This is a genomic window from Acidovorax sp. BoFeN1 (assembly GCF_003345135.1).
GTDB classification, from domain to species: Bacteria; Pseudomonadota; Gammaproteobacteria; order Burkholderiales; family Burkholderiaceae_C; genus Acidovorax; species Acidovorax defluvii.
Map to the genome: position 1 here is coordinate 21,007 of NZ_QOZT01000018.1, position 15,843 is coordinate 36,849.

The window sequence follows — 15,843 nt, forward strand, 5'->3', positions numbered from 1 at the left end:
CTGTCCGGCTTTTGGGCTGCCCCCCTTCTGGCTGCGCCTACGGCGGGGCGTTTGCGGGGTGGCATGCGCGTCGGAGCGCGCATGCTTCGTTATCTGACTCGCCGCGTTTGTCCGAACGCAGCTGCGCAGCAGCGAAGTGAGTTATGCGGCGCACCCCGCAAACGCCCCGCCGCAGGTTTGCCCCGAAGGGGTCGCAGACTGCAGGGTCGCCTTTCTTTTGGGTACTTTTCTTTGGCGAAGCAAAGAACAAGTCCCTCGCCCGCCGGGGCGAGACCCGGCCCCCGCCCTCAGCACAAGCACAAGCACAAGCACAAGCACAACAACCTACCGCAAACTCACCCGGACATCACCGCCCGCCAAATCTCCCCCGCGTGCGACACCCCGAACAACACCAAGCCAATCAACCCGCCCACCACCGTCCCATTGATCCGGATGTACTGCAGGTCCTTGCCGATGTTCAGCTCAATAAGCTCTGACAGCTCCTGCGCATCCCAGCGCTGCACCGTGTCCTGTATGTGTTGCGCAGCAAACTGGGCCACGTCGGGCGCTAACCCCTGCACCCAACTTTCCAGCCGCTGGTTGAGCGACTGGCGCAGCGCTGCATCGCCCGCCAGCGAGCGGCCCAGCCATGCGCCCATGGCGTGCACGTTGCGCGCCACGGCCGAGTGCTCGTCGGCCAGGTCGCGCTGCAATGCTGCGCGCATCCCTTGCCACAAGTCCTGCACATAGCGGCCCAGGGTGGCATTGGTCTGCAGATAGCGCCGAATCTCCTCGCCCTTGCGTGCCCAGTCCGGGTCGGTCTGCAGTCGCAGCACCATCCGCTGCACTGCCGCGTCGAACTGTTCGCGCAACTGGTGCTGCGGGTTCTGCGCCACGTCCGCCAGCAGGGCTTCCAGGGCATTGGCGATCATGGCCGAACCCTTGTCGCCCAGCCAGTCGGTGGGCAGCATTTTTTCCTTGAGCGGGTGCTCTTTCTTGAGCCATTGCACGATGGTGGTGGCAATCAGGTGGCGCGTGTCTTCCTCCTGCAGCACCACGATCAGCCGGCCCAGCGCATCATCGAGCAGCGCCTGGTGGCGCCCGTTGTGGGTGAGCGCCCCCAGCACCGTGGCCAGGGTGCCCGACAAATCCACCCGCCCGATGAGGGCGCGCGCTGCCTTGCGGATGAACCGCTCCATCTGCGCATCCTGCACGGTATCCAGGGCGGCACTGAGCAACCGCGCCGCCTGCTGGCCCAGCAGACCAGCGTTGCCTGCATCGCCCAGCCACTGGGCCAGCCGCAAGGCAGGGTCGTGACGCCGCAGCAGCGCCACCAGCGACGGCGGGTCGAGAAACCGGTCGCGCACAAAGGCGGCCAGGTTCACGCCAATGCGATCTTTGTTGCGGGGAATGACGGCCGTGTGCGGTATGGGCAGCCCCAGCGGGCGACGAAACAGCGCCACCACGGCAAACCAGTCGGCCAGGGCTCCCACCATGGCGGCCTCGGCCATGGCTTTCACACAATCGAGCAGCAAGCCGCGTTCAACCAGGCTGGTGCCTGCAAACACAACGGTCACCAGCAACAGCAGGCCGAGGGCCTGCCGCTTGGCGGCGCGCAAGGACTGGTGCGCGGGACTCTGATCAGCGTTCTGCATGGTCAACCACGCGGGGCATGCGCCGCAGCACAGTCTGCGCCGCCAGGCCAGCCTTGGGGGCCATCAGGACCCGGCCGCAATCTGGTCCAGCGCCCTGGAAAGGTGGCCCACGGTGCGCTCCACGTTGTGCCATTTTTCCAGACCGAAGAGGCCGATGCGAAAGCTCTTGAAGTCCGGGCCCTCGTCGCACTGCAGCGGCACGCCCGAGGCCGTCTGCAGGCCCACGTCGGCGAACTTGCTGGCGTTCTGGATGCCGGGGTCGGTGGTGTAGCTCACCACCACGCCGGGCGCCTTGAAGCCATCGGCGGCCACGCTGGCAAAACCGCGCGACTCGAGCAGCGCACGCACCTTGACGCCCAGTTCGATCTGTTCCTCGCGCACCCTGGCAAAGCCGTAGGCGCGCGTCTCGGCCATCACATCGCGCAGGCGCACCAGCGCGTCGGTGGGCATGGTGGTGTGGTACGCGTGCTGGCCCTTTTCGTAGCCCTCGGCGATCTGCATCCACTTCTTGAGGTCGCACGAAAAGCTGCTGCTCGTGGTGCCGTCAATCGCCTGGCGCGCACGCTCGCTGAGCATGACCATGGCGCAGCAGGGCGAGCCGCTCCAGCCCTTTTGCGGGGCGGAAATCAGCACATCGACGCCGGTGGCCTGCATGTCCACCCACATGGCGCCCGAGGCCACGCAATCGAGCACGAAGAGCGCACCCACTTCGTGCGCGGCAGCCGTCAGCGTGCGCAGGTAGTCGTCGGAAAGGATGATGCCGCTGGCCGTCTCGACGTGGGGCGCAAACACCACCTTGGGTTTTTCGGCGCGGATGGTAGCGGCCACTTCCTCGGCGGGGCACGGCGCCCAGGGTGCCTGCGGGCCGCTGCCCTGCTGGCGCGCCTTGCACACCACGGCCCCGCCGCCCAGGCCTTTGTCGGCATCAAAAATCTGGCTCCAGCGGTAGCTGAACCAGCCGTTGCGCACGATCAGCACTTTTTGCTGGTTGGCAAACTGGCGCGCCACGGCCTCCATGCCGAACGTGCCGCTGCCGGGCACCAGCACGGCGGTATGGGCGTGGTACACCTCCTTGAGCGTGGCCAGGATGTCCTGCATGACGCCGGTGAAGCGCTTGGACATGTGGTTGAGCGCACGGTCGGTGTAGACCACCGAGAATTCGAGCAGGCCATCGGGGTCGATATCGGGCAGCAATCCGGGCATGAAAAGATCTCCAGTGACGGGGTGTGATGGCTGCAATCCGCCCTCGGGCGGCAAGCCATAAACTGAGCGAATCAGCTTAGCACGGGCGGCTTGCCAGACCCACTTGGTTGCGGCGCTGGAATGCCCGCAGCACGCCACAGCGGCAGGCTGTTGCGCAACGCTTGCACGAGTGGATCAGGCCGCCGGATAGGTTCGCCCGCCAAAGATGCCCGTACCCACACGCACCAGGGTGCTGCCCGCTTGGATGGCGGCCTCCAGATCCGCGGTCATGCCCATGGACAGGGTGTCGAAGTGTTCGAGCCCGGGTTCTCCCAGGGCGGCTGTCTGGTCAAAAAGCCTTTTGGCGCCTTGGTGCAGTGCCAGTTGCGTTTCGAAATCAGGCGCGTGGTCTGGAATGCTCATCAATCCACGCACCCGCAAACGTGGCAATTTTGCAACAGCGCGCACCAGCTCCAGCGTGTCTGCCGGTGCCACACCGGACTTGGTGGGGCCGCCATCCATATTCACCTGAATACACACCTGCAAGGGCGGCAGGTGGTCGGGGCGCTGGGCCGACAGGCGCTCGGCGGTCTTGAGCCGGTCCACCGTGTGCGCCCAGTCAAAGTGCTCGGCCACCAGGCGCGTCTTGTTGCTCTGGATGGGGCCAATGCAATGCCACTGCAGCGCGGGATCGAACGCCCGGCCCACTGCGGCGATCTTGTCCACGCCTTCCTGGACGTAGTTTTCACCAAACGCCCGCTGGCCCGCCGCAGCGGCCTGCACCACCGCATCAGCGCCAAAGGTTTTGGAAACGGCCAGCAGCGAGACACTGGCAGGGTCCCGGCCGGCAGCCACGCAGGCCTGCGCGATGCGGGTCCGAACCTTTTGGAGGTTGTTATCAATCGTGGTCATAATGAACAACAAGCGTATCAAAAGAGAGAGGGAACCCGTGGACATTACCCAGTTGCTCGCATTCAGCGTGAAGAACAAAGCTTCCGACCTGCACTTGTCCTCCGGGTTGCCGCCCATGATCCGGGTCCACGGCGATGTGCGGCGCATCAATGTGGACGCGCTCGACCACAAGACCGTGCACGCCATGGTGTACGACATCATGAGCGACTCGCAGCGCAAGACGTATGAAGAGTTTCTGGAGGTCGACTTTTCGTTTGAAATCGAAGGCCTTGCACGCTTTCGCGTCAACGCGTTCAACCAGAACCGCGGCGCGGCGGCGGTGTTCCGGACCATTCCGAGCAAAATCCTCACGCTGGAACAGCTCAACGCCCCCAAGATCTTCGGCGACCTGGCCCTCAAACCGCGCGGCCTGGTGCTGGTGACCGGCCCCACGGGCTCGGGCAAGTCCACCACGCTGGCGGCCATGGTGAATTATCTGAACGAAACCGAATACGGCCACATCCTCACGGTGGAAGACCCGATCGAGTTTGTGCACGAATCCAAGAAGTGCCTGATCAACCAGCGCGAAGTGGGGCCCATGACGCTGTCGTTCGCGGCAGCCCTCAAATCCGCGCTGCGCGAAGACCCCGACGCCATTTTGGTGGGCGAAATGCGCGACCTGGAAACCATCCGCCTGGCCATGACCGCCGCCGAAACCGGCCACCTGGTGTTTGGCACGCTGCACACATCCAGCGCCGCCAAGACCATCGACCGGATCATCGACGTGTTCCCCGCCGAAGAAAAGGAAATGGTGCGCTCCATGCTGTCCGAATCGCTGCAGGCGGTGATCTCGCAGACGCTGTGCAAGCTCAAGGACGGCTCGGGCCGGGTGGCCGCGCACGAAATCATGCTGGGCACCAGCGCCATCCGCAACCTGATCCGCGAGTCCAAGGTGGCGCAGATGTATTCCACCATCCAGACCAGCAACAGCGTGGGCATGCAGACGCTGGACCAGAACCTCACCGATCTGGTGCGCCGCAACATCATCAGCCCCGCTGAAGCCCGCAGCAAGGCCAAGATTCCCGAAAATTTCCCCGGCTGATCGCGCCCCGTTGCAGCCCACACATCCTTCTGACAGAGCGGCAGCAGACGCCGCACATTGGAGCAAGTTATGAAAGGCATTCTCAGCCTTCTGCGCCGCAACACCCGCGGCACCAAGCCGCTGGAGGAGCACACCGACTCCGTGCTGTTCTCCACCGCCTTTGCCGGCCAGGGCGTGGATCCATCCATGCTCGTGCCCTGGGAGGCTCGTGCCGTGGAAGTGGCCGCCAAACGCCTGCCCCCCAGCCGCGGTGGCAAGCTGCTGCAGGCGTTGTGGTCCAAGGACAAATACATGGCCCACCTGGACAAGGATGCCGTGGAGCGCATGGAGCGCTTTTTTGAATTTACCGCCGTTGCAGCCAACCGCGACGTGATCCGGCAGGACGAATACGGCAACTTCATGGTGGTGCTGCTCACCGGCACCATCGCCGTGGACCGCCTTCAGCCCTGGGGCGAGCAACTGCGCCTGGCCGAGACCCGGCCCGGCGACATTCTGGGCGAAATGTCGCTGCTCGACAGCGGCATCCGCTTTTCGGCGTGCACCACCCTCACCGACTGCGAGATCGCTGTGTTGAGCGCGGAAGCCCTGGACCAGATGATGGCCGAAGACCCCCAATTGGCAGCCAGCCTGGTGGCGCTGCTGGCGCGCAAGCTGTCGCTGCGCCTGCGGGCCGTGAGCGCCCGGCTGAGCGACCACCAGAAATGAACACCCGTCCTGCAGACAAAGCCCCACGGAAGGATCTCTGATGGAACGCGATCAGGCCAGTAAATTCATCAACGATCTGCTCAAGCTGATGGTGAGCCGCAATGGCAGCGACTTGTTCATCACGGCAGAGTTTCCGCCCGCCATCAAGGTCGATGGCAAGGTGACCAAGGTATCGCCCCAGCCGCTCACGCCCAACCACACCCTGACGCTGGCCCGCTCCATCATGAGCGACAAGCAGGTGGCAGACTTCGAGCGCACCAAGGAATGCAACTTCGCCATCTCACCGGCCGGCATCGGGCGCTTTCGCGTGAACGCATTCATCCAGCAGGGCAAGGTCGGCATGGTGCTGCGCACGATTCCGCTCACGTTGCCCACCATTGACGGTCTGGGCGTGCCGCAGGTCCTCAAGGAAGTGACGATGACCAAGCGCGGCCTGTGCATCCTGGTGGGCGCCACGGGCTCGGGCAAGTCCACCACGCTCGCGGCCATGGTGGACTGGCGCAACGAAAACTCGTTCGGCCACATCATCACAGTGGAAGACCCCATCGAATTTGTGCATGCGCACAAGAATTGTGTAGTGACGCAGCGTGAAGTGGGGCTGGACACCGACAGCTGGGAAGCGGCGCTGAAGAACACGCTGCGCCAGGCGCCCGACGTGATCCTGATGGGCGAAATCCGCGACCGCGAGACCATGGAACATGCCGTGGCTTTCTCCGAAACCGGCCACTTGTGCCTGGCCACGCTGCACGCCAACAGTGCCAACCAGGCGCTGGACCGGATCATCAACTTCTTCCCCGAAGAGCGCCGCGCCCAGCTGCTGATGGACCTGTCGCTGAATCTGCGCGCCATGGTTTCGCAGCGCCTCATCCCCAAGCAGGATGGCAAGGGTCGGGCTGCGGCGGTGGAGGTCATGCTCAACACCCCGCTGATTGCCGACCTGATCTTCAAGGGCGAAGTCGCCGAGATCAAGGAGGTCATGAAAAAGAGCCGCAACCTGGGCATGCAGACCTTCGACCAGGCGCTGTTCGATGCCTACGAGGCCAATGTGATTAGCTACGAAGATGCGCTGCGCAACGCCGACTCGCTCAACGACCTGCGCCTGCAGATCAAGCTCAACAGCCAGCGCGCCAAGTCGCCCGACCTGGCCTCGGGTACCGAGCATTTCGCGATTGTCTAGCCGAGGTCCGCCACCTGCATTGATTTGCTTTTCATGACCGCTGAAAGCCCGCCCCGTTGGGCGGGCTTTCTTTTTCCTCTACCCACTTTTTTCCTTCACTCCCATGCCAAGCACCAACCCTCGCAGCTACGACACACCCCTTTCGCGCAAGGTCGCCTTTCTGGGCTTGGGCGTGATGGGCTACCCCATGGCCGGCCACCTCGCGCTGGCGGGCCATGAGGTCACGGTGTACAACCGCACTACTACAAAATCAATAGCATGGTGCGCAGAGTACGCAAGCGCCAAAGCCCCAAAACATGCCGCAACGCCACGCGAGGCAGCGGCGGGTGCGGACATGGTGTTCTGCTGCGTGGGCAACGACGATGACCTGCGCTCGGTGACGCTCGGCGCCGACGGCGCGTTTGCCGGCATGCGGCCGGGCGCGATCTTTGTGGACCACACCACAGCATCGGCCGAAGTGGCGCGGGAGCTGTATGCCGCCGCGCGCGCACTGGGGCTGCAGTTTGTCGATGCGCCTGTGTCCGGCGGCCAGGCCGGGGCACAAAACGGCATGCTCACAGTGATGTGCGGCGGGGACCAGGCCGCGTTTGACGCCGCCCAGCCCGTGGCCATGGCGTTCTCACGGGCGTTCACGCTGCTGGGTACCAGCGGCTCGGGGCAACTGGCCAAGATGGTCAACCAAATCTGCATCGCGGGCCTGGTGCAAGGCCTGTCCGAAGCGGTGGCCTTTGGCCAGAATGCCGGGCTGGACATGAAGCAGGTGCTGGACGTGATTGGCAAAGGCGCGGCGCAAAGCTGGCAGATGGACAACCGCGGCAAGACCATGGTGGACGGCAAGTTCGACTTCGGCTTTGCCGTGGACTGGATGCGCAAGGACCTGAGCCTGGTGCTGGACGAAGCCCGGCGCAACGGCTCGCGCGTGCCGGTGACCGCACTGGTGGACCAGTTTTATGCCGATGTGCAGAAGATGGGCGGCAACCGCTGGGACACGTCCAGCCTGATCAAGCGCCTAACCTGACGCCGGATGCGGGCGGCACAGGCGCCTTGCAGCCCCCTGCAAGTCTGCGATCGGCCAGAAAGCTGCGCAAAGCCGCGCCGTAATCGCCGGACTGCGATTCAGAACCCGGCCGTCAAACAGGCATCAGTTGCCCTGCGACGATGGGCTGTCAGTGGTCACGGTCGGGGGCGGCTGCGTGCTGGCGCGGCGCAGGTCGTCTTCGGTGATCATCTCGAACACCCGCACCACCTTGCTCACGCCCCCCACGCCGCGCGCGATTTCAGTGGCACGCGTGGCCTCTCGGGGGGTTACCAGTCCCATCAGGTAGACCACGTTGCGTTCGGTCACCACCTTGTAGGCGCTGGCAAAAACGTCCTTGGCGTCCACGAAACTCGCCCGCACCTTGCCGGTGATCAGAACATCATTCGAGCGCTGGCCCAGCGAGGTGTTGGGCATCACGGCCAGATCGTTCACCACCGAGCGCACATTGTTCACCCCCGCCACGATCTGGTCGACGGTGGCACGGTCCTGCGCCGTGGGCACCTCGCCGGTCAGCAAGACCTGGCGGTTGAAGCTGGTGACGTTGACATGGGCACGATCACCCAGCGTTTCCCGGATGCGGTTGACCGCGCGCAATTCGATCCCTTCGTCTTCCACCTGGGTGCCGGTGGTGCGGCGGTCTGCGGCCATCATGCCGCCCATCACCGCCCCGCCAACCACCAGAGGAGCGCAGGCGGACAGGCCTGCAACCAGCGCAGCGGCAGCCAGCAGGGTGCAGGCGGTACGGTTCATGGTCAGCTTCATAGCGGTATTTCCTGTTCTCCAAGTAATTGGGCATCCACGCCGTCGCACAGGCAGTGCAACACCAACGCATGGACCTCGCGCACCCGCGCGGCGCGGTCGTGCGGCACGCTGATCAGCACATCGGTCTCGCGCACCATGGTGGCCAGCTGGCCGCCGGTGCGGCCGCTGAGGATCACCACCGTCATGTCGCGCTCGTGCGCTGCCTCGGTGGCGGCGATCAGGTTGGCATCGTTGCCGGTGACAGACAGTGCCAGCAAGACATCGCCCGCCTGGCCGAGCGCGCGCACCTGGCGGGCAAACTGCTGGGCCACGTCGCTGCCGCCGCCGGCCCCCGTGAGCAGGGTGCTGTCAGAGGTCAGCGCCAGCGCGGCCAGCTCGGGCCGGTCTCGCTCGAATCCCGCCACGCAGAAGGCCGCAAACTGCAGCGCCTCGGCGGCCGAAGGGCCATTGCCACAGGCCAGCACCTTGCCGCCGCTGGTTACGCAGGCCAGTATGGCCTGCACGGCAGCGGCGATGGGCGCGCTGAGGGCTTGCGCGGCCTGGTATTTCAGGTCGGCGCTGTCGATAAAGTGCTGTTGAATGCGTTGCTCTAGCATGGAGGCCCGATGATACCCGCGGGTTGTTATAGGTTTTGTAGCAAACCGTAGTCACCAGCGTGGTGTGCAGGCCTTTTGGGCGCTGCGCTTATTGGGCGTCGAAGGCAGCCTTGAGCCATTGCACCGAATCCTGCACCAGCACCACGTCGAAGCGGCACGGCGGCGGCACCGACATACGCAGCAGGTAATGGCGCGCCGCAAACACGATGCGCCGCTGCTTGATGGCGCCAATGCTGGCACCCGCACCTCCGAAGGCATTGCTGGCACGGCTGCGCACCTCAACAAACACCAGCGTGCCGTCACGATCGCGCATCACCAGATCAATCTCGCCCCCACCGCGCCCGGGCGTCCGATAATTGCGCTCCAGCAACTTCAGGCCCGCAGCCTGCAAAAAGGCCAACGCCTGGTCTTCGGCCGCATTGCCCCGCTGCCGCGTGGTGGTGCTGCCTGCGGCGTCAGGCGCAGGCGGGCGGGTATGGGCTGGCTTTTTTCCAAGGAAATTCATTGAGCGCATCTTTCGCAACTGCCTTGAACGCCGCACGCGATGCGGCGGCTGCACAGCATTATCCGCAGGGTGCGCTGTATGTCGTGGCCACGCCCATCGGCAACCTGGCCGACATCACCCTGCGCGCGCTGCATGTGCTGCAGCTGGCCGACGCCATTGCCTGCGAGGACACGCGCCACACCCAGGCGCTGCTGCGCGCCTATGGCATCGACAAAACCAGCGCGCAACTGCTGGCTGTGCACCAGCACAACGAGGCCGAAGCCGCGCTGGCAGTGGTGCAGCGGCTGCAGCAGGGCCTGCGCGTGGCCTATGTCAGTGATGCGGGCACGCCCGGGGTCAGCGACCCCGGCGCGCGCCTGGTGGCTGCAGTGCACTCGGCTGGCCTGCGCGCCCTGCCGCTGCCCGGTGCCAGCAGCATCACCACGGCCCTGAGCGTGGCGGGCGCCGTGGCGCACAGCACGCAAAGCAGTGGCTTTCTATTTGCGGGTTTTTTGCCGGTGAAGAACGCTGAGCGGGCCACTGCCGTGCAGCAACTCGCCAGCGAGCCCCGCTGCGTTGTGCTGCTGGAGGCCCCCCACCGCATTGACGAGCTGGCCCAGGCGCTGGCGGTGCTGGGCGATCGCCCAGTGACGCTGGCACGCGAACTCACCAAGCAATTCGAAGAAATCGCCACCCACCCAGCCCGCGAGTTGACGGCCTGGCTGCAAGGCTCACCCCAGCGGTCCCGCGGTGAATTTGTGGTGCTGCTGCACCCCACGGCTCCTGCCGCAGACGAAGGCGACAGCCTGCGCGTGCTGCGCCTGTTGCTGCAGGAGCTACCCCTGAAGACGGCCGTGCGCCTGGCGGCCGAAGTAACGGGAGCATCCCGCAACAGCCTGTATGACACCGCACTGGAATGGAAGCGCAGCGCCCCGGAAGCCGGGAATGCGTAGCCTGCGCCTGTTTTTACATCAAATTGCCCCTAGCCCTTTATAGATAAGCGCGCACAGCTATTGTATTAATAGCGTTCAACCACCCTGCATCCCCCTGATGGGTCTGCAAAACCGCCTGTGGTCAGGGCGCTGCCACCGCCAGCCCCGCCGCGACTCCCCCAAACAGATCGCCCTCCACCTGCGGGGTATCAGGGAACGCCATACGCAGCGCGTCACGCAGCGGGCGCAGTGCCGATGATCCACCAGTGAGGTAGATGGCCTGCAAATCCTGAGGCACCAGCCCGGCCAGTTGCACGCATTCGGTGGCGCAGGCCACCACCTGCTGCAAAGGCGCGGCAAGGTGGCGGGCCAGGCCTTCAGAAGTGATGAGTGCCCCCAGCCCCGGCTCAACCCAGTCCAGCACCATCGGGGTATCCACCGCATCCACGGAAGCCGCAATCTTGGCCTGCTCCACCGTGTTGGCAAGGCGGTGCCCCAGGCGCTGATTGAGCACCGCCATCAGGCGGTCGTGCAGCACCGGCTGCGCATAGTCGGGCCGCAGGGCCTGTGCATCGCGCAGCGCGCGCGGTGCATACAGCCACTGAATCAGGTGCCAGGTCGCAAGGTCAAAAAATACCCGGCTGGGCACCTCGCGGCCCGAGTGCCCGGTGTGACCCAAGCCCAGCAATGGCATGAGCAGCGCCAGGCTAAGGCGCCGGTCGAAATCGGTACCCCCGACATGCACGCCAGTGGTGGCCAGAATGTCGCTGACGCGGTCGGTGCGGGCCCTGCGGTCGGGCCCCAGGCGCACCACCGTGAAATCGGACGTGCCGCCGCCAATGTCCACCACCAGCACCAGCGATTCGTGCTCGATGCGCTGTTCGTAGTCCAGCGCTGCGGCAATGGGCTCCAGCTGGAACGAAATGTTTACAAACCCAGCGTCCAGCGCCGCCTGCCGCAAGGCATCTTCGGCCTGCTGGTCGCGCACGGTATCGCCATCCACAAAATGCACGGGGCGCCCCAGCAGCACCCGGCCCGGCATACCGCCCAGCGTTTCGCGCGCCGTTTGGGCCAACATGCGCAAGAACAGGCTGATGATGTCCTGGTAGCTCACCAGCGCGTTGTGCACCGCCGTCTTGTCTTGCAGCAGCGAACTGCCCAGCAGGCTTTTGAGCGAGCGCATCAGGCGCCCTTCGGTGCCCGACAGATACTGCGCAACGGCATCGCGCCCGTAGTGCGTGCGATGGTCTTCGGCATTGAAGAACAGCGCTGTCGGCAAGGTGTTGTTCTCGCCCTCCAAGCGCAACATGCGCGCAGGTGAATTCCCCTGGCGCACCGCCACCGCCGAGTTGGAAGTGCCAAAGTCAATGCCCAGGGTTGTGTCCGTCAAAAATGCCATCGTGAAAAATATGGAGAGAAATGCCCGAAACCAGGCGCGGCTCCAAAAGATGCGGACTTGTGCCAACGGGTGACATTGCCGCCCAGGGGCCAGGGCGATGCAGAAAGGCGCGGAAATGAGCCGCACCCCAAGGCCTGCAGTGAGGAAAAGCCAATGGAAAAAGCCCCTGACTTTTACAAATCAAGGGCTTTTAGGTTTGGTGGCCTGGGGCGGAATCGAACCACCGACACAAGGATTTTCAATCCTCTGCTCTACCGACTGAGCTACCGGGCCTAAGCCTCAAATTATAAACCAGAAATTGACGCGATAAAAACAGCAACCCCAAGATTAATTGCGTTTTCCGCGGCCAAGGTCCACGCCCAGTTGGCGCAGCTTGCGGTACAGGTGGGTGCGTTCCAGCCCGGTTTTTTCTGCAACGCGGGTCATCGAGCCGCCTTCACGCGCGAGATGGAATTCAAAGTAGGCTTTTTCAAAGCCGTCGCGGGCTTCACGCAAGGGGCGATCCAGATCGAACCCTTGGTGCGCGTGAGGGCCGACCTCGCCCACCATGGCGGTGGTGATGATCGGTGCGGGCACGAAGCCGCCATCCACAGGCCCTGCAGCGGTGGGCTGGTGGGCGACCACGGGGGCTTGTTGCACGGCAGTACGTGCCAGTCCCTGTTCCACAGCCTTGAGCAGTTTTTGCAGGGTGATGGGTTTTTCAAGAAACGAGAATGCGCCAATCCGGGTGGCTTCGACGGCGGTGTCTATCGTGGCGTGGCCGCTCATCATGATGACGGGCATGGTGAGCACGCCGGCTGAGGCCCATTCCTTGAGCAGCGATACGCCGTCTGTGTCTGGCATCCAGATGTCCAGCAACACCAGGTCATACATCCCGGCGGCACGCGCCGCGCGCGCCTGCGTCGCGTTCTCCGCGAGGTCGACACTGTGGCCCTCGTCGTTCAGAATTTCCGACAAGAGGTCACGAATGCCGAGTTCGTCATCAACCACCAGAATGTTTGCCATGTGTATGAAACGCCTTGGATGCTGCAGTGGGTGTTGTTATGACGCCACCGATGGGTAAGTGGCGAATGATAACGACACTTGCGCCCCCCGCACCACGCCGTCGTCAAGCCGATTCGACAACTCGATGCGCGCACCATGCTCATCGGCGATCTTTTTCACTACGGCCAGACCCAATCCGGTACCGCGGGGTTTGGTGGTGACATACGGTTCAAACGCGCGCTGGAGGATGTGCGCGGGAAAGCCCGGCCCACTGTCACTCACGGTGAGGCGGACGCGGCGCGTCGATTCGCTCCAGCGTGTCGTGATGCGCACGGGCGGCAATGCGGGCCCCTCCCCACGCGCCTGTTCGGTGGCGTCCTGGGCGTTTTGCAGCAGGTTGTGCACGACCTGGCGCAATTGCTGGGCATCGCCTGCAATTGGCGGGCACCGCGCGTCCAGCTCGGATTCCACGGGCACGGTGGCGTTTTCCGCGCCATACAGATACAGCACATCTGTCACCAGCGTGTTCAGGTCCAGCGCCTGCAGTTCGGCAGCGGGCAAGCGTGCGTAGTCACGAAACTCGTTGACGAGCCGCTTCATCGCGTCCACCTGCTCGACGATGGTTTTGACCGACTTGGTGAGGATGGCCTGCTCGGGGGCAGGCAGCTTGCCCGTGAGCTTCATTTCAAGGCGCTCGGCGGACAGTTGCACGGGCGTGAGGGGGTTCTTGATTTCATGGGCCAGGCGCCGCGCCACCTCTCCCCAGGCCTGGGCCCGCTGGGCTGAAACAATTTCAGAAATGTCGTCAAAAACCAACAGACGCGTCGCATCCGGGAGCTCTGCGCCCCGCACCACGAGGCTTGTCGCATGGTGCCCGGCCCCGCTGGGTGAGCCATGCAGCTCAAAGGGCTGTTGCCAATGGTCCAGCCCGTGGTGGTGGCGATCCCCCAGAAACTCGTCAAACTGCTTCTGCACCGCGGCCGCAAAATCGGCCAGACCCGGCACCGCCGCCAGTGGCTGGCCCGCATAGGCCGCCATGGGCACACGCAAAATGCGCGTGGCGCCCGGGTTGAAGGACAGGATGAGGCTCTGCGGATCCAGCACCATCACGCCTGCGGTGAGGTTGTCCAGAATGGTCTGCAGCTTGGCGCGCGCCGCGTCCACCGCGCCCATGCTCTGCTCCACCGCACCCCGCGCGTCTGCAATCTGCTGCGTCATGGTGGCAAAGGAACGGGTCAATCCGTCGAGCTCATCCTTGCCCTGCAATGCGGCCTTGGGGCTCAGGTTGCCGGCGGCCACCTCCCGCACACCCTCGGCGAGCACCAGCAGTGGCCGCACCAGCTGATTGCCCAGCAACACCGCCAGCAACACCGCACCAAACACCGCCAGAAACAGGCCCAGCGTCAACGTGCCCACATACATGCGGCGCAGGCCCTCTCTGGCCAGGGCACGCTCCTGGTATTCACGATTGGCCTCCTGCACCGCCAGTGCGTTGGCCACCAAGGCCGGGGGCAATGGCATCGTGACCTGCAAAAACCGGGGCTCCAGCAGCAGCCCCACCCGAGGACTGGCGACCAGTGCAAAAACCTTCACCCGGGCATGCTGCGTAGCGACCGTGTCGGTGAGGTCGTCCAGGCCTTCGATCTGGGTCAGGGTGCGTTGCTGGCGCACCATGCGCAACTGGGCCGTGCCCGGGCGCTCCGGGCTCAGGCTGAAGCGCGACTGGCCGGCACTGGCAACGGCGTTGCCTGCCGCATTCCACAAGATCACATCGCTGGCGGAAAGCTGCTCGCGGATGCGCTCCAGCACCAGTCCGGCGGCAGCGTCGGGCACCTGGGCCAGCTGCACACTGGCGGTCCGCGCCTGGGTGGCCATGTCTTCGGCCATGGAATCAAGGGACACCCGCGCCAGATTCACACCGGCCACCAGCGCCCCCTCCACCTTGACATCGAACCAGCTTTCAATGGACCGCGTGACAAACTGGTACGACACCACATAGATCAGCAGCCCGGGCAGCAGGCCAACCAGCGCAAAAATGGCGGCCAGCTTGACCAGGAGACGGCTGCCAAAGCGCCCACGCCGCAGCCGCACAACCAGGCGCACGCCTACCCACAGCAGCACCGCCAGCAGCAACACGGCCACCAGCACATTGACCCCGAGCAGCCACGCATAGTTGCGCTCGTAAAGTGCCCGGTTGTTGGTGGCCAGGGTGAGCATGAAAAGCAGCACCATTCCGATGGCCGACATGATGGCGGCCCCCACGCCCACGGTCCAGCGCACCGCACGCGATTGCCGGGCCAGGGCCTGGGCCGATCCTGGCTCGCCGACAGGTTTGCGGGGTGGCTGCCTGATCACCGCACCACCTCGGGCACCAGCCGCTGGTTGCGGGTGACCATGAGACTCCAGCCCGCGCTGCCCACAGCGCCTATCTGCAAAGGACGGGGCAACTGCGACAGGTCCAGCCGGAACCGGAAATTCACCGTATGCACAACATCGGCATCGATTGCTTCTCCATCCGCAATCTTCCAGCGCGAAATGCGCTGCATGGAAGACAATGCATCGCGCAAGTCGTCAAAGTTCTGCCCCAGCACCACGCCCAGCCCGGTGTTGGAAAACGGAACGGGCGATGTGCTCAGACGCCAGCGCCGTGTCAGGGGCTGGTAGCTCAACCGCATGTGGCGCGTGGCTGCGGCCACTTGGCGGTCTGACCAGTACCAGCGCTCACGCAGCACCTGGGCTTCCGCCACAAAAAACACGGGAATGCCCTTGTACAGCGCATCTTCGGCCAGCGCGGGCAGTGCAAGCTGCAAGGCCGCATTCAGGTACAGGCCATCATCGGCCTGCTCCAGGCCGAGGTCCACCACCTCGTTCGCCGGAGACTGCGCCTGCACATTCACTGGCCAGGCCAGCAACCACAGCCACGCCATCGCCCACAACAAGACCCAGCGAGCCATGC

The 15,843-nt window shown here is 64.4% G+C and carries 15 protein-coding genes and 1 tRNA gene; 5 read left to right on the plus strand and 11 right to left on the minus strand.

The genetic code is table 11. From position 1 onward, the window contains the following. Positions 1–335: 335 nt before the first annotated feature. The 3 genes from DTW89_RS06675 to DTW89_RS06685 form a co-directional block, all read right to left on the minus strand. Positions 336–1,634: a DUF445 domain-containing protein gene (locus DTW89_RS06675; RefSeq protein ID WP_114655371.1), complete on the minus strand. Its 1,299-nt coding sequence runs from the start codon at positions 1,632–1,634 to the stop codon at positions 336–338. A 63-nt stretch (positions 1,635–1,697) separates the two neighbouring features. Next, a complete protein-coding gene (locus tag DTW89_RS06680; RefSeq protein ID WP_114655372.1) occupies positions 1,698–2,837 on the minus strand; it encodes an aminotransferase class V-fold PLP-dependent enzyme in 1,140 nt (379 codons plus the stop codon). Positions 2,838–3,011: 174 nt separating this feature from the next. Beyond that, positions 3,012–3,728 carry a YggS family pyridoxal phosphate-dependent enzyme gene (locus tag DTW89_RS06685; protein ID WP_114655373.1) on the minus strand — a complete coding sequence of 239 codons (717 nt, stop codon included), beginning with the start codon at positions 3,726–3,728 and terminating at the stop codon, positions 3,012–3,014. 37 nt (positions 3,729–3,765) lie between these two features. On the opposite strand from DTW89_RS06685, the gene DTW89_RS06690 reads away from it, so the two are divergent. The 4 genes from DTW89_RS06690 to DTW89_RS06705 all read left to right on the plus strand — a co-directional run bounded on the left by DTW89_RS06690 (position 3,766) and on the right by DTW89_RS06705 (position 7,709). Next, a complete protein-coding gene (locus DTW89_RS06690) occupies positions 3,766–4,809 on the plus strand; it encodes a type IV pilus twitching motility protein PilT (protein ID WP_114655389.1) in 1,044 nt (347 codons plus the stop codon). 69 nt (positions 4,810–4,878) lie between these two features. Then, the gene (locus DTW89_RS06695) at positions 4,879–5,514 is read left to right on the plus strand and encodes a cyclic nucleotide-binding domain-containing protein (protein WP_087743345.1); all 636 of its coding nucleotides are present in this window, start codon (positions 4,879–4,881) and stop codon (positions 5,512–5,514) included. Positions 5,515–5,554: 40 nt separating this feature from the next. Next, positions 5,555–6,691, plus strand: a complete 1,137-nt coding sequence (locus DTW89_RS06700) for a PilT/PilU family type 4a pilus ATPase (RefSeq protein WP_114655374.1) — start codon at positions 5,555–5,557, stop codon at positions 6,689–6,691. Positions 6,692–6,794: 103 nt separating this feature from the next. Beyond that, positions 6,795–7,709: an NAD(P)-dependent oxidoreductase gene (locus DTW89_RS06705; RefSeq protein WP_114655375.1), complete on the plus strand. Its 915-nt coding sequence runs from the start codon at positions 6,795–6,797 to the stop codon at positions 7,707–7,709. A 123-nt stretch (positions 7,710–7,832) separates the two neighbouring features. Here the strand turns inward: DTW89_RS06705 and DTW89_RS06710 are convergent, their stop codons facing one another. From DTW89_RS06710 to DTW89_RS06720, 3 genes are all read right to left on the minus strand, one after another. Next, positions 7,833–8,492 carry a BON domain-containing protein gene (locus DTW89_RS06710; RefSeq protein ID WP_114655376.1) on the minus strand — a complete coding sequence of 220 codons (660 nt, stop codon included), beginning with the start codon at positions 8,490–8,492 and terminating at the stop codon, positions 7,833–7,835. Further along, on the minus strand, positions 8,489–9,088 hold the full coding sequence (locus DTW89_RS06715; RefSeq protein ID WP_114655377.1) for an SIS domain-containing protein: 600 nt from the start codon (positions 9,086–9,088) through the stop codon (positions 8,489–8,491). Before DTW89_RS06715 ends, DTW89_RS06710 begins: the two co-directional genes overlap by 4 nt. Positions 9,089–9,176: 88 nt before the next feature. After that, a complete protein-coding gene (locus tag DTW89_RS06720) occupies positions 9,177–9,593 on the minus strand; it encodes a YraN family protein (RefSeq protein WP_114655378.1) in 417 nt (138 codons plus the stop codon). Here DTW89_RS06720 and rsmI point away from each other — a divergent pair. Further along, a complete protein-coding gene (gene rsmI, locus DTW89_RS06725) occupies positions 9,593–10,525 on the plus strand; it encodes a 16S rRNA (cytidine(1402)-2'-O)-methyltransferase (protein WP_201740959.1) in 933 nt (310 codons plus the stop codon). The two genes, DTW89_RS06720 and rsmI, sit on opposite strands and share 1 nt — an antisense overlap. A gap of 121 nt (positions 10,526–10,646) precedes the next feature. On the opposite strand, the gene DTW89_RS06730 is transcribed toward rsmI, so the two are convergent. The 5 genes from DTW89_RS06730 to DTW89_RS06750 form a co-directional block, all read right to left on the minus strand. Then, positions 10,647–11,903 carry an Hsp70 family protein gene (locus tag DTW89_RS06730; RefSeq protein WP_114655379.1) on the minus strand — a complete coding sequence of 419 codons (1,257 nt, stop codon included), beginning with the start codon at positions 11,901–11,903 and terminating at the stop codon, positions 10,647–10,649. 197 nt (positions 11,904–12,100) lie between these two features. Beyond that, positions 12,101–12,176 (minus strand) — tRNA-Phe (locus DTW89_RS06735). 54 nt (positions 12,177–12,230) lie between these two features. After that, positions 12,231–12,908, minus strand: a complete 678-nt coding sequence (locus DTW89_RS06740) for a response regulator (RefSeq protein WP_024813817.1) — start codon at positions 12,906–12,908, stop codon at positions 12,231–12,233. A 36-nt stretch (positions 12,909–12,944) separates the two neighbouring features. Beyond that, positions 12,945–15,242: a sensor histidine kinase gene (locus tag DTW89_RS06745; protein ID WP_114655380.1), complete on the minus strand. Its 2,298-nt coding sequence runs from the start codon at positions 15,240–15,242 to the stop codon at positions 12,945–12,947. Beyond that, complete coding sequence (locus DTW89_RS06750) at positions 15,239–15,841, minus strand: DUF4390 domain-containing protein (protein WP_442858099.1); 603 nt, start codon at positions 15,839–15,841, stop codon at positions 15,239–15,241. Before DTW89_RS06750 ends, DTW89_RS06745 begins: the two co-directional genes overlap by 4 nt. Positions 15,842–15,843: the final 2 nt, after the last annotated feature.

Excerpts from the sequence above, each read along its gene's own strand:
- DTW89_RS06720 (WP_114655378.1), bottom strand. The coding sequence starts at position 9,593 with ATGAATTTCCTTGGAAAAAAGCCAGCCCATACCCGCCCGCCTGCGCCT.
- DTW89_RS06695 (WP_087743345.1), top strand. The coding sequence starts at position 4,879 with ATGAAAGGCATTCTCAGCCTTCTGCGCCGCAACACCCGCGGCACCAAG.
- DTW89_RS06685 (WP_114655373.1), bottom strand. The coding sequence starts at position 3,728 with ATGACCACGATTGATAACAACCTCCAAAAGGTTCGGACCCGCATCGCG.
- DTW89_RS06730 (WP_114655379.1), bottom strand. The coding sequence starts at position 11,903 with ATGGCATTTTTGACGGACACAACCCTGGGCATTGACTTTGGCACTTCC.
- DTW89_RS06675 (WP_114655371.1), bottom strand. The coding sequence starts at position 1,634 with ATGCAGAACGCTGATCAGAGTCCCGCGCACCAGTCCTTGCGCGCCGCC.
- DTW89_RS06710 (WP_114655376.1), bottom strand. The coding sequence starts at position 8,492 with ATGAAGCTGACCATGAACCGTACCGCCTGCACCCTGCTGGCTGCCGCT.
- DTW89_RS06740 (WP_024813817.1), bottom strand. The coding sequence starts at position 12,908 with ATGGCAAACATTCTGGTGGTTGATGACGAACTCGGCATTCGTGACCTC.
- DTW89_RS06705 (WP_114655375.1), top strand. The coding sequence starts at position 6,795 with ATGCCAAGCACCAACCCTCGCAGCTACGACACACCCCTTTCGCGCAAG.
- DTW89_RS06715 (WP_114655377.1), bottom strand. The coding sequence starts at position 9,088 with ATGCTAGAGCAACGCATTCAACAGCACTTTATCGACAGCGCCGACCTG.
- DTW89_RS06700 (WP_114655374.1), top strand. The coding sequence starts at position 5,555 with ATGGAACGCGATCAGGCCAGTAAATTCATCAACGATCTGCTCAAGCTG.
- DTW89_RS06680 (WP_114655372.1), bottom strand. The coding sequence starts at position 2,837 with ATGCCCGGATTGCTGCCCGATATCGACCCCGATGGCCTGCTCGAATTC.
- DTW89_RS06750 (WP_442858099.1), bottom strand. The coding sequence starts at position 15,841 with ATGGCTCGCTGGGTCTTGTTGTGGGCGATGGCGTGGCTGTGGTTGCTG.